The sequence below is a fragment of the Enterobacter sp. ECC_219_Taxon_10 genome (genome assembly GCF_058354905.1).
In genome coordinates, this window is record NZ_CM178005.1 from 1276568 (window position 1) to 1290586 (window position 14019).

Annotated in this window: 12 protein-coding genes; 6 read left to right on the forward strand and 6 right to left on the reverse strand. The window is 59.6% G+C overall.

Annotation, left to right across the window (positions count from 1 at the left end):
• Window positions 1–8: 8 nt before the first annotated feature.
• Both AC4ICF_RS06050 and AC4ICF_RS06055 read left to right on the forward strand, forming a co-directional pair.
• Complete coding sequence (locus tag AC4ICF_RS06050; RefSeq protein WP_316380763.1) at window positions 9–1112, forward strand: RomA family MBL fold metallo-hydrolase; 1104 nt, start codon at window positions 9–11, stop codon at window positions 1110–1112.
• A 32-nt stretch (window positions 1113–1144) separates the two neighbouring features.
• Window positions 1145–1486, forward strand: a complete 342-nt coding sequence (locus AC4ICF_RS06055; RefSeq protein WP_028012253.1) for a RamA family antibiotic efflux transcriptional regulator — start codon at window positions 1145–1147, stop codon at window positions 1484–1486.
• 56 nt (window positions 1487–1542) lie between these two features.
• Here the strand turns inward: AC4ICF_RS06055 and AC4ICF_RS06060 are convergent, their stop codons facing one another.
• Window positions 1543–1791 carry a DUF1158 domain-containing protein gene (locus tag AC4ICF_RS06060; RefSeq protein ID WP_116341357.1) on the reverse strand — a complete coding sequence of 83 codons (249 nt, stop codon included), beginning with the start codon at window positions 1789–1791 and terminating at the stop codon, window positions 1543–1545.
• A 488-nt stretch (window positions 1792–2279) separates the two neighbouring features.
• Between AC4ICF_RS06060 and AC4ICF_RS06065 the strand changes: the two genes are divergently transcribed.
• The 3 genes from AC4ICF_RS06065 to AC4ICF_RS06075 all read left to right on the forward strand — a co-directional run bounded on the left by AC4ICF_RS06065 (window position 2280) and on the right by AC4ICF_RS06075 (window position 9304).
• Complete coding sequence (locus AC4ICF_RS06065; RefSeq protein ID WP_316380761.1) at window positions 2280–4988, forward strand: cation-transporting P-type ATPase; 2709 nt, start codon at window positions 2280–2282, stop codon at window positions 4986–4988.
• 110 nt (window positions 4989–5098) lie between these two features.
• The gene (locus AC4ICF_RS06070) at window positions 5099–6160 is read left to right on the forward strand and encodes an efflux RND transporter periplasmic adaptor subunit (RefSeq protein WP_316380759.1); all 1062 of its coding nucleotides are present in this window, start codon (window positions 5099–5101) and stop codon (window positions 6158–6160) included.
• 9 nt (window positions 6161–6169) lie between these two features.
• Entirely contained in the window at window positions 6170–9304 is a 3135-nt protein-coding gene (locus AC4ICF_RS06075; RefSeq protein ID WP_491466197.1) for an efflux RND transporter permease subunit, read from the forward strand.
• Here AC4ICF_RS06075 and AC4ICF_RS06080 read toward each other — a convergent pair.
• Complete coding sequence (locus AC4ICF_RS06080; RefSeq protein ID WP_101744450.1) at window positions 9255–10376, reverse strand: YbdK family carboxylate-amine ligase; 1122 nt, start codon at window positions 10374–10376, stop codon at window positions 9255–9257. The two genes, AC4ICF_RS06075 and AC4ICF_RS06080, sit on opposite strands and share 50 nt — an antisense overlap.
• Before the next feature lie 105 nt (window positions 10377–10481).
• Here AC4ICF_RS06080 and AC4ICF_RS06085 point away from each other — a divergent pair, with 105 nt between their 5' ends.
• The gene (locus AC4ICF_RS06085; protein WP_316380757.1) at window positions 10482–11372 is read left to right on the forward strand and encodes an oxidoreductase; all 891 of its coding nucleotides are present in this window, start codon (window positions 10482–10484) and stop codon (window positions 11370–11372) included.
• Window positions 11373–11425: 53 nt separating this feature from the next.
• On the opposite strand, the gene AC4ICF_RS06090 is transcribed toward AC4ICF_RS06085, so the two are convergent.
• From AC4ICF_RS06090 to AC4ICF_RS06105, 4 genes are all read right to left on the reverse strand, one after another.
• Window positions 11426–11860 carry a hypothetical protein gene (locus AC4ICF_RS06090; protein ID WP_316380756.1) on the reverse strand — a complete coding sequence of 145 codons (435 nt, stop codon included), beginning with the start codon at window positions 11858–11860 and terminating at the stop codon, window positions 11426–11428.
• The gene (locus AC4ICF_RS06095) at window positions 11857–12213 is read right to left on the reverse strand and encodes a tlde1 domain-containing protein (protein ID WP_316380755.1); all 357 of its coding nucleotides are present in this window, start codon (window positions 12211–12213) and stop codon (window positions 11857–11859) included. Before AC4ICF_RS06095 ends, AC4ICF_RS06090 begins: the two co-directional genes overlap by 4 nt.
• Window positions 12214–12223: 10 nt before the next feature.
• Window positions 12224–12715, reverse strand: a complete 492-nt coding sequence (locus tag AC4ICF_RS06100; RefSeq protein WP_316380754.1) for an Hcp family type VI secretion system effector — start codon at window positions 12713–12715, stop codon at window positions 12224–12226.
• Window positions 12716–13170: 455 nt separating this feature from the next.
• Window positions 13171–13965, reverse strand: coding sequence for an AraC family transcriptional regulator (locus AC4ICF_RS06105; protein ID WP_316380753.1), 795 nt, complete (start codon window positions 13963–13965; stop codon window positions 13171–13173).
• Window positions 13966–14019: the final 54 nt, after the last annotated feature.

Consider the following 14019-nt stretch of genomic DNA (forward strand, 5'->3'; position numbering starts at 1 on the left):
GTCAGGATATGAAAAAGCCTCTCTTCATCTGCGTGGTGTTCGTCATGATTATTGCTTCAGCTGCGAGTTTACCGTTTGTTCTGAATGCCGGATTTGGCCAGCCGCCGCAGGGTGCGCAGCTTACGGAAGTGGAGGCTTCTCCGCACTATCGCGACGGGAAGTTCCATAACGCGCTTCCGACGCCTGGCTTTACCGGGCAGCAAAACATGCTGGTGGCGTGGTGGCAGTTCCTGACCCGTAAAACCGAAAACGCCCGTCCGGCGCAGCCGTTGCCACTGGTGAAAACCGATCTGGCGAGCTTGCCTCTGGAGCAGGATACGCTGGTGTGGCTCGGCCACTCCTCGTGGTATATGCAGCTGGCGGGAAAACGCATCCTGATCGACCCGGTCCTCGGCAACTATGCCGCGCCGTTCTCGTTCCTTAATAAGGCGTTTGCGGGAGAGTACCCGTGGCGTGCGGAGAGCATGCCGGAAATCGACCTGCTGATTATCTCGCACGATCACTACGACCATCTGGACTACGCCACCATCCGGTCGCTATTGCCGAAGGTGAAGCGCGTCGTGACGCCGCTCGGCGTGGGATCCCACCTGCGCTACTGGGGAATGAAGCCTGAGATTATCGACGAGCGCGACTGGAACCAGTCGGTGCACATCAGCGATGCGCTGACGGTTCACGTGCTGCCCGCGCGCCACTTCTCCGGGCGCGGCATCAAGCGTGACCAGACCCTGTGGGGCAGTTTTATGTTCGTCACGCCAGAGCAGAAGGTCTACTACAGCGGCGACTCCGGTTACGGCCCGCACTTTAAGGCCATTGGCGAGCAGTTTGGTGAGGTGGATCTGGCCATCATGGAAAACGGCCAGTACGACCAGGACTGGAAGTACATCCACATGCTGCCGGATGAAACGGCGCAGGCTTCGGCGGACCTCAACGCGAAAGCGGTGGTGCCGGGGCATAACGGGCGCTTCGTGCTGGCGAAACACACCTGGAACGATCCGCTGATCCAGCTGGCGCGGGCCAGTAAGGATAAAAATTATCGGTTGCTGACGCCGGAACTGGGTGAGCCGGTTCGGGTGAGCGATAGCACGCAACAGTTTCGTGAGTGGTGGGAATAATGTTGAACCAAGAAACAGAGGGGGAGAGCAGCATGACGATTTCCGCTCAGGTCATTGATACCATAGTCGAATGGATCGATGACAACCTACACCAGCCGCTACGCATCGAAGAGATCGCCCGCCACGCGGGTTACTCCAAGTGGCATTTACAGCGGCTGTTTATGCAGTACAAAGGCGAAAGCCTGGGGCGCTACATCCGCGAACGCAAGCTGCTGCTGGCGGCGCGGGATCTGCGTGAATCTGACGAGCGCGTGTACGAAATCTGCCTGCGCTACGGTTTTGAATCGCAGCAGACGTTTACGCGCATCTTTACCCGCACCTTCCATCAACCGCCTGGGGCATATCGCAAAGAGAACCATAGTCGGGCGCATTGAAATTGACGAAACGTAGGCCGGGAAAGGCATTGCTGCCACCCGGCTTTTTTATTGGCCTACGACGCCAGTGAAAACCAGCGGCGCCAGACGAAACGCAGGATGAAGAATTCAATGGCCCCGAGCAGTAAAAACCACACGCAGAACAGTATGGTGTAGAGCTGGTTCAGATCGACCATATGAAAGGTCTGAACCAGCTTCTGCGCCAGCACCAGACCCAGCGACGGTGCGGGCAGCAGTAAGCAAGAGAGCAGGGCCAGCAATAAAATGCCCCCTGCAGTCAGCAGCGATTCCAACGGGTGTTTCATCGTAATGTTAATCGTCAGTTAAAAATGTCATTGTCCGGCATCCTTTAACGTAAAGCAATATCAACCCGCCAGGCCTTTTTTAATTAAATAATTCTCGACACCAACAAATAATGCGCGAAAGGAAATTAATTTAACCATGATGATTAAATTAATTTCGCGCTATGTAAATAAATGTCTGCATCACGAAAATAATTTTACAAACGTATAGGTGCTGTATCCAATTAACGTCGCAATAACAATGGCTGCGACAATGTATAACGCCAGGCGCCGTCCGCGATAAATACCAAACATGGTACCCCCTCGTTTAGGAATGGTTTAGAAATATTTTGTAAAAATCAGCTCGTCGAAATAATTTTAATCAATTCTGAATAACCCAGTGGTAAATATATTGCGGTAGATCAATTTTACCCGCAAGACTTTAAAATCAATTTATTTAAGCCAGAAAGGAATTCAGGCTTCTGTTCACCGGATATTGAAGGAAAAATACGATGACTGAAAAAAAATTCTCCCCAAACATGCCGCCTTCCGGCGGGCTGGCATACCAGCAGACCGCAGAGCAGGTGCTTGCCTACGCGCAGAGCCAGGCGAGCGGTCTGGACCGCGCAGAGGCGCAGGCGCGTCTGCAAAAACAGGGCCCGAACGCGCTTCCGGAGAAAAAGGGCAAGCCGGGCTGGCTGCGTTTTCTCGCGCACTTTAACGATGTGCTGATTTACGTTCTGCTGGCCGCTGCGGTATTAACGGCGGTAATGGGCCACTGGGTCGATACGCTGGTTATTTTGGGCGTGGCGGTTATCAACGCCTTGATTGGCCATATTCAGGAAAGCAACGCGGAAAAATCCCTGAAGAGCATTCGTAATATGCTCTCCAGCGAGGCGCGCGTTATTCGCAACGGCAACCATGAAACCATCCCAACGACTGAAATAGTCCCGGGCGACATTATTGTATTACGTGCGGGGGATCGTATTCCGGCAGATATGCGTTTAATCGAAGCGCATAATTTACGCGTGGAAGAGGCGATTCTGACCGGCGAATCCACCGTGGTGGATAAACATATTAATCCGCTGAGCGGTGAACTGCCGCTGGGCGACCGCACCAATATGGTCTTCTCTGGAACGACCGTCAGCGCGGGCGGCGGCATCGGCGTGGTCACCGCGACCGGTAAGGAGACGGAGCTCGGCCACATCAACCAGATGATGGCGGGTATCGAAAAACACCGCACGCCGCTGCTGGTGCAGATGGACAAGCTGGGTAAAGCGATCTTCGCCATTATCCTCGCAATGATGGCTGCGCTGTTCGTCTTCAGCCTGGTGTTCCGCGAGATCCCGATGGGCGAGCTGCTGCTCTCCCTGATCAGCCTGGCGGTGGCCTCCGTGCCGGAAGGTCTGCCGGCGATAATCTCCATCATCCTCTCGCTGGGCGTGCAGGCGATGGCCCGCAAGCGGGCGATTATCCGCAAGCTGCCGACGGTTGAAACGCTCGGCGCAATGACCGTGGTCTGCTCGGATAAAACCGGCACCCTGACCATGAACGAGATGACGGTCAAAGCCATTATCACCGCCGACGCCTGCTACCGCGTGGACGGCAACAGCTACGAGCCGGTGGGCAACATCTACCTGGAAGGCAGCGACGAGCCGGTGCAGATCCAGCCGGGCACCGTGCTGGAGCAGTACCTGCGCACCATCGACCTCTGCAACGACAGCCAGCTGATACAGGACGAGCGCGGCCTGTGGGGCATCACCGGTGGGCCGACCGAGGGCGCGCTGAAGGTGCTGGCGGCGAAGGCCAGCCTTGAGCCGGTCGTAACCACGCTGGTTAACAAGATCCCGTTCGACTCGCAGTACAAGTACATGAGCACCCACTACCAGATTGGCGGTGAGGAGCAGATTTTGATCACCGGCGCGCCGGACGTCATTTTCGCCCTGTGCGCCGAGCAGCAGACCCGCAACGGTGCGGAAGCCTTCAACCGCGCGTACTGGGAAAGCGAGATGGAGCGCTATGCCCGTCAGGGGCTGCGCATGGTCGCCGCGGCGTTCAAGCCGGCGAACGGCGAGCAGGAACTGACGCACGACGATCTGAGCCACGGTCTGATCTTCCTCGGCATCGCCGGGATGATGGATCCGCCGCGTCCGGAAGCCATTGATGCGATTAACGCCTGCCAGCAGGCGGGGATCCGCGTGAAGATGATCACCGGGGATCACCCGCAGACGGCGATGAGCATCGGCCAGATGCTGGGGATCACCAACAGCGAGCAGGCGGTCACCGGCTACGAGCTGGAGAAGATGGACGACGCCGCGCTGGCGGAAGCGGCGGTGAAGTATGACATCTTCGCCCGCACCAGCCCGGAGCATAAGCTGCGTCTGGTGAAAGCGCTGCAGGATAAAGGCGAAATCGTCGGTATGACCGGTGACGGCGTGAACGATGCTCCGGCGCTGCGTCAGGCTGACGTGGGCATCGCGATGGGCATCAAGGGCACGGAAGTGACCAAAGAGGCGGCGGACATGGTCCTGACGGACGATAACTTCGCCACCATCGCCAGCGCGGTAAAAGAGGGGCGTCGCGTTTACGACAACCTGAAGAAGACCATTCTGTTCATCATGCCGACCAACCTCGCGCAGGGGCTGCTGATTGTGATTGCGCTGCTGGCGGGAAACATCATTCCGCTGACGCCGGTGCTGATTTTGTGGATGAACATGGCTACCTCCGCCACGCTCTCCTTCGGCCTGGCCTTTGAGGCCGCCGAGCGCAACATCATGCGTCGTCCGCCGCGTCAGACCGGGCAGCACGTGATGGACGCCTACGCCGTGTGGCGCGTGGCCTTCGTCGGCACCATGATTGCCATCGCCGCCTTTGCGCTGGAAGCCTGGCTGGCCCCGCGCGGCCACAGCGCGGAGTTCATCCGCACCGTGCTGCTGCAGATGCTGGTCTGCGCCCAGTGGGTGTACATGATTAACTGCCGCAACACCGAAGGGTTCTCCCTGAACCGCGGCCTGCTGGCGAACAAAGGGATCTGGCTGGTGACGGGCGTACTGTTCCTGCTCCAGGCGGCGATTATCTACCTGCCGTTTATGCAGATGCTGTTCGGCACCGAAGCGCTGCCGTTGCGCTACTGGTTCGTGACCCTGGCGGTGGCGGGCGTGATGTTCTTCGTCGTCGAAATCGAGAAGCGACTGACCCGCAGGTTCCGTAAGGCTGCATAACAAAGAACCCCCTCACCCTGCCCTCTCCCCAAAGGGGAGAGGGTGTTCAAGTTCCCTCTCCCCTTTGGGGAGAGGGTTAGGGTGAGGGGAGACAACGCTGAGGTACTCCTATGAAATTCCCGGTCCTGTTAGCACTCCTTGTCAGTACCCTGCAACCCGCATTCGCCGCCATCCCCGTGCGCGTCGCCGCCGTGGAAAAGACCGCCCACGCCGCCGAGCGCCAGATCCCGGGCCGCATCGAAGCTATCCACACCGTTGAGCTGCGCGCCCGCACGGAAGGCGTGATTACCAAAATCCACTTCCGCGACGGGCAGTACGTGAAAAAAGGCGACGTGCTGTTCGAGCTGGACGACGCCGAGCCGCGCGCCGCCCTGCGCCTGGCGCAGGCCGAGGTGAGAAGCGCCGAAGCCACGCTGCGTCAGGCGCAGCAGCAGCTTTCCCGATTTGAAAGCCTGGGCAGCAGCAACGCCATCAGCCGTCACGACGTGGATAACGCCCGCATGCAGCGGGACGTCGCCAGCGCCGCGCTGGAGCAGGCCAAAGCCCGGCTCGACACCCGCAGAGTCACCCTGAACTACACACGCATTACCTCGCCGATTGACGGCCGCGTGGGGCACAGCCAGTTCCACGTCGGCAGCCTGGTGAATCCTGCCAGCGGCGTGCTGGTGGAGGTGGTGCAGCTTGACCCGATCCGCATCGCCTTTGCGCTGGAGGAGGGGGCATTTGCTACCAAAGCCGGACAGCATGCTGACATCAGCGCCATGAAGCAGGCCTGGCAGGCGTTAATTGACAGCAACGGCCAGCGCGTCAGCGGCGAGCTCACCTCCGTGGACAACCGCATCGACCCGCGCACCGCCAGCGTGATGCTGCGCGCCGAGTTCGCCAACCCGCGCCATCAGCTCCTGCCCGGCGGCAATGTAAACGTGTATTTGCGCCCGGCAAGCGAACAGCCGGTACTGACCCTGCCCGCTGCCGCGGTGCAGCAGAACGGTGACGGGTTCTTCGCATGGGTGGTTAACGCCGACGGCAAGGCCGAAATGCGCCCGCTGAAAATTGCCGGACAGATTGGCCAGCAGTTTCAGATTACCTCCGGCGTGAAGCCCGGTGAGCGAGCGATTACTGACGGCGCGCAGCGCGTGCAGCCCGGCGCTACCGTCCAGATACTCAACTAAGGAGCCATCATGCTGACGTTTTTCATCAAACGCCCGCGCTTCGCGATGGTGATTGCGCTGGTCATCACCCTGCTGGGAGCCATCGCGCTGAAGATTATTCCGGTGGAGCAGTACCCGCAGATCGCGCCGCCGGTCGTGAACGTTTCTGCCAGCTGGCCGGGCGCCAGCTCGGCCGACGTGGCGGAGGCCATTGCCACGCCGCTGGAGACCCAGCTGAACGGCGTGGACCACATGCTCTACATGGAGTCCACCAGTTCGGACGAAGGCACCTACAGTCTGAACATTACCTTTGCGGCGGGCACCGATCCGGACCTCGCCGCCATCGACGTGCAGAACCGCGTGGCGCAGGCCGTGGCGCAGCTGCCGACCGAGGCGCAGCAAAACGGCGTGCAGGTGCGCAAGCGCGCCACCAACCTGATGATGGGGGTAAGCCTTTACTCACCGAATAACACCCATACGCCGCTTTTCGTCAGCAACTACGCCAGCACCCAGGTGCGCGAGGCGCTGGCTCGCCTGCCGGGCGTCGGGCAGGTGCAGATGTTTGGCGCGCGCGACTACAGCATGCGCATCTGGCTGCGTCCGGACCGCATGAACGCCCTGAACGTCACCACCGACGACGTGGCGCAGGCGCTGCGCGAGCAGAACGTGCAGGGGGCGGCAGGCCAGGTTGGCACGCCGCCGGTATTTAACGGCCAGCTGCAGACCCTGACCATCAACGGGCTGGGGCGCTTAAGCCAGGCCGAAGACTTTGCCGACATCATCATCCGCGCGGGCGAGATGGGCCAGCTGGTGCGCCTGAAGGACGTCGCCGCCATTGAGCTCGGCTCGCGCAGCTACAGTTCGGGCGCGCAGCTGAACGGGCACGACTCCGCCTACCTCGGCATCTACCCGACGCCGTCCGCCAACGCCCTGCGCGTGGCCGACGCGGTGCGCGCGGAGCTGGAGCGCCTCTCAACGCGCTTCCCGGACGACCTGGTCTACGAGGTGAAGTTCGACACCACCTCCTTTGTTGCCGCCACCATTAAGGAGATCGGCGTCTCGCTGGCGCTCACCATGCTGGCAGTTGTGGTGGTCGTTTCCCTGTTCCTGCAAAGCTGGCGCGCGACGCTGATTGTCGCGCTCGCCATTCCGGTGTCGCTGGTGGGCACCTTCGCGCTGCTCTACGCGCTCGGCTACTCCGCCAACACCCTCAGCCTGTTCGCCATCATTCTGGCGCTGACCATGGTGGTGGATGACGCCATCGTGGTGGTGGAGAGCGTCGAAACGCTGATGGCGGAAGGGCAGAGCCGCACGGCGGCGACCGCGCTGGCCCTGCGCCAGATTGCCGGGCCGGTCATCGCGACGACGCTGGTGCTGCTGGCGGTGTTTGTGCCGGTGGCGCTCCTGCCGGGGATTGTCGGCGAGCTGTACCGCCAGTTCGCGGTGACACTCTCCACCGCCGTCACGCTCTCAAGCCTGGTGGCGCTGACCCTGACGCCCGCCCTGTGCGCGCTGCTGCTGCGCCCGCGCCCGGAGAAGCCTGCTGCGGTTTATCACGCCTTTAACCGTGGGCTGGACGCCACGCGCGGTTTCTATACCCGCATCGTGCACGTCTTAAACCTGCGCCCGTGGCTGGCGCTGCTGGCCACCGCAGGCGCGGCGGCGGTAGTGGTGTTCAGTTTTATGTCGATGCCAAAAGGCTTCCTGCCGCAGGAGGATCAGGGCTACTTCTTCGCCAGCGTCCAGCTGCCGGAAGCGGCCTCGCTGGAGCGTACCGAGGCGGTGATGACCACGGCGCGCGAACTCATCGCCAAAAACCCGGCGGTGGAGGACGTGATTCAGGTGTCCGGGTTTAACATCCTCAACGGCACCAGCGCCTCTAACGGCGGGTTTATCTCCATCATGCTCAAAGACTGGAGCGAGCGCCCGCCGCTGGACGAGGTGATGGGAAGCCTGCAGCGCCAGTTGCTGGCCCTGCCGGAAGCGACCATTATGACCTTCGCGCCGCCGACGCTACCGGGGCTGGGCAACGCCTCCGGCTTTGACCTGCGCATACAGGCGCAGGCGGGGCAGAGCCCGGCGGAGCTGGAGCGCGTGACGCGTGAGGTGCTGGCGAAAGCTAACCAGCACCCGCAGCTGAGCCGCGTGTTCACCACCTGGAGCAGCAATGTGCCGCAGCTGACGCTGACCGTTGACCGCGAGCGCGCCGCGCGCCTCGACGTGCCGGTGTCGCGCATCTTCAGCAGCCTGCAGACCGCCTTTGGCGGCACCCGCGCCGGGGATTTCAGCGTGAATAACCGCGTTTACCACGTCGTCATGCAGAACGAGATGCAGTGGCGCGAGCGCGCAGAGCAAATCAGCGAGCTGTTCGTGCGCAGCAACAGTGGCGAGCGGGTGCGCCTGAGCAACCTGGTCACCGTTACGCCGAGCGTTGGCGCGCCGTTCCTGCAGCAGTACAACCAGTTCCCGTCGGTGTCGGTGAGCGGCTCGGCGGCTGAAGGGGTAAGCAGCAGCACCGCGATGGCGGTGATGGGCGAGCTTCTGGCGGAGAATTTGCCAGCGGGATACGACTACGCCTGGAGCGGCATGTCTTATCAGGAGCAGCAGACCGGCAACCAGGCGGTGTGGATCGTGCTGGCGGCGGTGGTGATGGCGTGGCTGTTCCTCGTCGCCCAGTACGAGAGCTGGACGCTCCCGGCGAGCGTGATGCTCTCGGTGCTGTTCGCCATCGGCGGGGCGCTGGTCTGGCTGTGGTTGGCGGGCTACGCCAATGACGTGTACGTGCAGATTGGCCTGGTCTTGCTGATCGCGCTAGCGGCTAAAAACGCCATTCTTATCGTGGAGTTTGCCCGCGAGCGGCGCATGGACGGCATGGCGATTGTCGATGCCGCAAGAGAAGGGGCCTCGCGCCGCTTCCGCGCGGTGATGATGACCGCCGTGTCGTTCATTATCGGCGTCCTGCCCATGATGCTGGCGACCGGAGCGGGTGCCCAGAGCCGCCGCATTATCGGCACCACGGTGTTCAGCGGCATGCTGGTGGCGACCGTGGTGGGGATTGTGTTCATCCCCGCGCTGTTCGTGCTGTTCCAGCGCCTGCGCGAGTGGGGCCACGGCCTTACGGACTCGTCGCCCACAGCTCGCAGTGTTTCTGCACCAGAGAAATAAGCGAGCCACCGTCGGCGATAAAGTCCCGCATGCGCTGCGCCTCGCTCTTGCCCTGCTTTAACAGCAGGGCAATTTCATTGATTGCGCTGGTCGCGCCGAGCTTTTCGGCCGACGGCGCAACCTGCTCCAGCAGCCACGCAATGTCTTCCGCTACGGTTTTGTGCTCACCGGTGTGCACGTCCGTCAGGATCCCCTCCAGCCCGTAGCGACAGGCCTGAAAACGGTTAAAGCGGTAGAGCAGAAAATCCTTCTCCTGATGCTTATAGGGTCGCGCGGTTAACAGCCAGTGCGACGTCGCCTGAATAAGCCCGGCGATGTTAATGGCGTGGCCGAGCGTCAGCGGCGTATCCATCACCCGCACCTCCACGGTGCCAAAATGCGGGCTGGGGCGGATGTCCCAGTGCAGATCCTTAATGCTGTCGATCATGCTGGTCGAACTCAGGCGGCGGAACAGCCCCTCGAACTCCTGCCAGCTGTTGACCCACGGCATCTGGCCGTTATCCGGGAAGCCGGAGAAGATGTTGAGCCGCGACGAGGAGAACTTCGTGTCCGTGCCCTGCATATACGGCGAGGCGGCCGCCAGGGCGATAAAGTGCGGCACGAAGCGCGACAGGCCGTGCAGCAGGTAAATCGCGTCGTCCCCGGTCCGGCAGCCGACGTGCACGTGCTGGCCGAACACCGTTGCCTGCAAAATCAGATAGCCAAAGCGCTCCAGCGTGACGTTATAGCGCTCGTCGTCGCACACCTCCTGACGCTGCCATTTCTGGAACGGATGCGTCCCGCCGCCGCAAATCTGAATATGCTGCTCCGCCGCGGCGCGCAGAATGCTCTGCTGCATCACCGAGAACTGCGCCGCCGCCTGGTCGATGTTCTGGCACACGCCGGTGGCGATTTCGAGCATGCTTTCGGTGATGTCGTGTTTGACTTCGCCGCCTTTGATGTCGTCTTTGACGGCGGCGATAAGCGCGGAGGAGTCCTGGCTCAGATCGTAGCCCGGCGGGTTAACCACCTGCAGTTCGAGTTCGATGCCGAGGGTGAACGGTTCAGAGGATTTGAAATCAGGTAAAGGCATGGCGCACTCCGTTGTCTGTTGTGTGTTGAGTATAGACAACGACGTGGCGCTCACTTTTCAGGGTGGTATAACTGTTAGCAGGCTTAGCGAAAAGGGGAGTTAACCATGTCTGACAATCCAGTGATTGCGCTGATTGGGCCTGGCGCAATTGGGACCACCATTGCCGCGGTGCTGCACGACGCGGGCCGTACGCCGATGCTGTGCGGACGCACCGCACATCCGGAATTACGTCTGCGCCACGACGAGGGTGAAACCGTGGTGCCCGGCCCGGTATTAACCGATCCGGCCGACATTACGCGCCCCGTCGATCTCGTTTTCGTGGCGGTAAAAACGACGCAAAATGCCGACAGCGCAGGATGGCTGCGGGCTCTGTGTGATGAAAACACCGTGGTCTGCGCGCTGCAAAACGGCGTGGAGCAAAAAGCCCAGCTTGAGCCGTGGGTTAACGGCGCAGCGGTGCTGCCGTCGGTAGTCTGGTTCCCGGCGCAGCGCGAGCCGGATGCCTCCGTCTGGCTGCGGGCGAAGCCGCGTCTGACGCTGCCGGACGTGCCTCAGGCGCAGCGGGTGGTGGAGGCGCTTCGCGATACGCGCTGCGCGGTTGAACTCTCGGCAGATTTCGCTACCGTCGCCTGGCGCAAGCTGCTACAAAACGCGGTCGCCGGGCTGATGGTGCTGGCCAACCGCCGCGCAGGGATGTTCAGGCGCGAGGATATCAGCGAGCTTGCGCTGGCCTATCTGCGCGAGGGGCTTGCCGTCGCCCGCGTCGAGGGGGCGAAGCTGGATGATGCGGTGGCGCAGGAGATTCTGGCGAACTTCCAGCGTGCGCCAGTGGATTTGGGCACGTCGATCCTTGCGGACCGTCAGGCGGATCGCCCGATGGAGTGGGATATCCGCAACGGCGTGATCCAGCGCTACGGCCGTAAGCACGGGATTGCGGTGCCCATCAGTGACGTGGTGGTGCCGCTGCTGGCGGCGGGGAGCGAGGGGCCGGGGTGAGCCAGGGTCTGGAGTGAAGGAAAGACCCGGCCGTTGTGCGCCGGGTAGCGTCTCTACTTAGCCTGACGGGCTTTCTCTGCTTTCAACTCTTCCATGGTTGCCTCCAGGATCCAGAGGCACTGAGCACCTTCAAACGTTTCCAGCAGCGCCTGGCGGGTACGCTGATAAAACGCGTCGATTTCGGCGGATGATTTCTCTAAAGGCGGCGTGCAGACGATATCGCTGCCTACCATGTGCGGCCACTTTCCGGCATCAAGGATGCGGAGCGCTTTCAGCGTGGCGTTGGTGTTTGTGGTGAGCGCTGCGGCTAAGGCATCTTCTAACTGCTTTGCCTGGTTCTCGTCAGCAACGGCAGCAAGCTTTGGGGCTTGCTCAATCCGGTGTACATCACCTGAGGCAATTCCCTTCACTGCTGAAGACCAGTCACTAACGTCAGCTATTGCCGGGGCTGTAAGAGCACATATCAGCAGTACGATCGGGTATTTCATCGCACTACCTCAAGCATGCCGCCGTCGCGAAGAATCTTACGTCTCGTTGACGGTGAGAGAATGATGCACCCCTCGGATGCAAACCCCGCGGGGCCATACTTGTGGTCACCATGAATGCGGAATTCTGAGCGACCAAAACTTTCGCCTGAGGTTTGCTCAAGAATGATGGTTATCGGTCCTTTAGAATTCGAATGACCCGCGATTTTATACGTCCCGCGAGGCAGTGGCCCCAGTCCTTTCACATGCTGACGGTCCGGGTTGTTTTTATTCGTAAGAGCACCGGAATACCCGATCTCAATTAATTTACCGTCTTTATACATCTTGCCGGTCGACTGCTCATACTTCCATCCCATAACGTTCTCCTTATGCCGTCTTGCGGCCGTTCCAGCTATCTGAATGTATGGTGTTACCGTCGACATAGCGCCAGGTAATTTTTTCATACAGCAGTTCTACCAGCTCAAGATGGTTATGCTTCTCGTAGTCAGGATCTTTGATATCTAGCATCATTGGACAGACGCTGACAATCGTCACTCCCTCCATAAGAGTGGAGAAATATTCCACTTCCTGACCGGCATCGTTGATATGGTAAAACTTCACCTCTGCAGATTTTAGCTTCTGACCTGTGCTGACAGCCTTGTACAAATAGGGGCTGGAGGCGTCGATCTCTTTATCAAAAGAGTAGGGGGAATGGACGCGAAGACTTGTCGCCTTACCGGTATGTTTGTCCGTGGGCTGCATTATGCCGTGGTTCAGCGTGATTATCTCGATACTTCCATCACGACCATGTATATCGACAGAGCCTTTGATGTCGGCACCGCCGTCATCTTTGAGCCATAAATAAGCGGGAATAGCCATTTGTTTAAAACTCCATTTAAGGAAAACCTGAAAAAACCTTTTAGTTTAATTGGTTATGTAACCAGGGTAACGCTAGTGCTTACAAAATGGTCCGTCAATTTTTATATGGTATGGATATAAAACGATCTTCGTTTTCGTTGATGAAAATTAAGAAATAATGGGATCTTACTGTTTGGATCTGGATAAAGTGTTAATGATTAATATCGTGGTTTAACTTAAAATTTGATTAAGTGAATAATGATTGCAAATTTAATAAATAGTTGATCTGTTCTCAGGGGTACATTAATTTGACGATTTATGAGGTGATGAATAGCTCTTGTTAGCTCGTCAGAATACCCGCCAGCCCGTAGCAACAGGCCTGGAAACGATTAAAACAGCAAAGCAGAAAATATTTTCCTGGTGTTTAAATGGCCGCAATAAGCGCGGAGGAATCCTGTCTCAGATCGTACCCCGCCCTAACGGACGCTGTTTTTCCGTTCGGCAAAGTAATGGGCGGGCGTGCTGCCCATCGCTTTACGGAACATGGTGATAAACGCATTCACGGATTCGTACCCGAGCGTTGCCGCCACGTTCTGGACGGGCACGCCGCTGGCCAGCTCCCGCAGGGCAATAATCAAATGCAGCTGCTGGCGCCATCGCCCGAAGCTCAGCCCGGTCTCGCGCTGAATCAGGCGGGCAAACGAGCGCTCGCTGAGGGCAAGCCGTTTTGCCCACTCCTTCAGAGTGCTTCTGTCCTCCGGGCGGCTGACCAGCGCGTCGGCCATGGCGCGAATTTTCGGGTCGGTTGAGACCGGCAGGCTCAGCTTCTGCTGTGGCATGCTGGCGAGCTCGTCAAGCGTGACTCTGGTCAGCCTGGCGACGTGGCTGTCGGGAGGATAATCCACGCCTTCGCGCGTCAGACGATCGACCAGCTCCTTAATCAACGGCGAGATCGCCAGGGTGCAGCATCTCTCCGGCAGTACCGCCGCGCCGGGCTCAATAAACAAATAGTTGAGATGCGCGTTCCAGGTCGCCCTGGCACTGTGCGGGATCCCGCCGGGGATCCAGACGGCGCAGTCCGGCGGCACGATCCAGATGTCATTCTCCGCGTAACAGCTGACCGCACCGTATCGGGCAATAATCAGCTGGCCCTTGCGGTGGGTATGTACCGGCACTTCCGCGGCGTAATCCACGAAGTCCAGATGACGCGCCACGGCAGGGGAGGCGGTGGCGTCAGGGTCATACAGCGTATGAGCGAGTTGAGGCTTCACGATTCTGGCAATATTTAGGTATTTTTTGACAGAATAGAGTATTTAAGGGCGTCT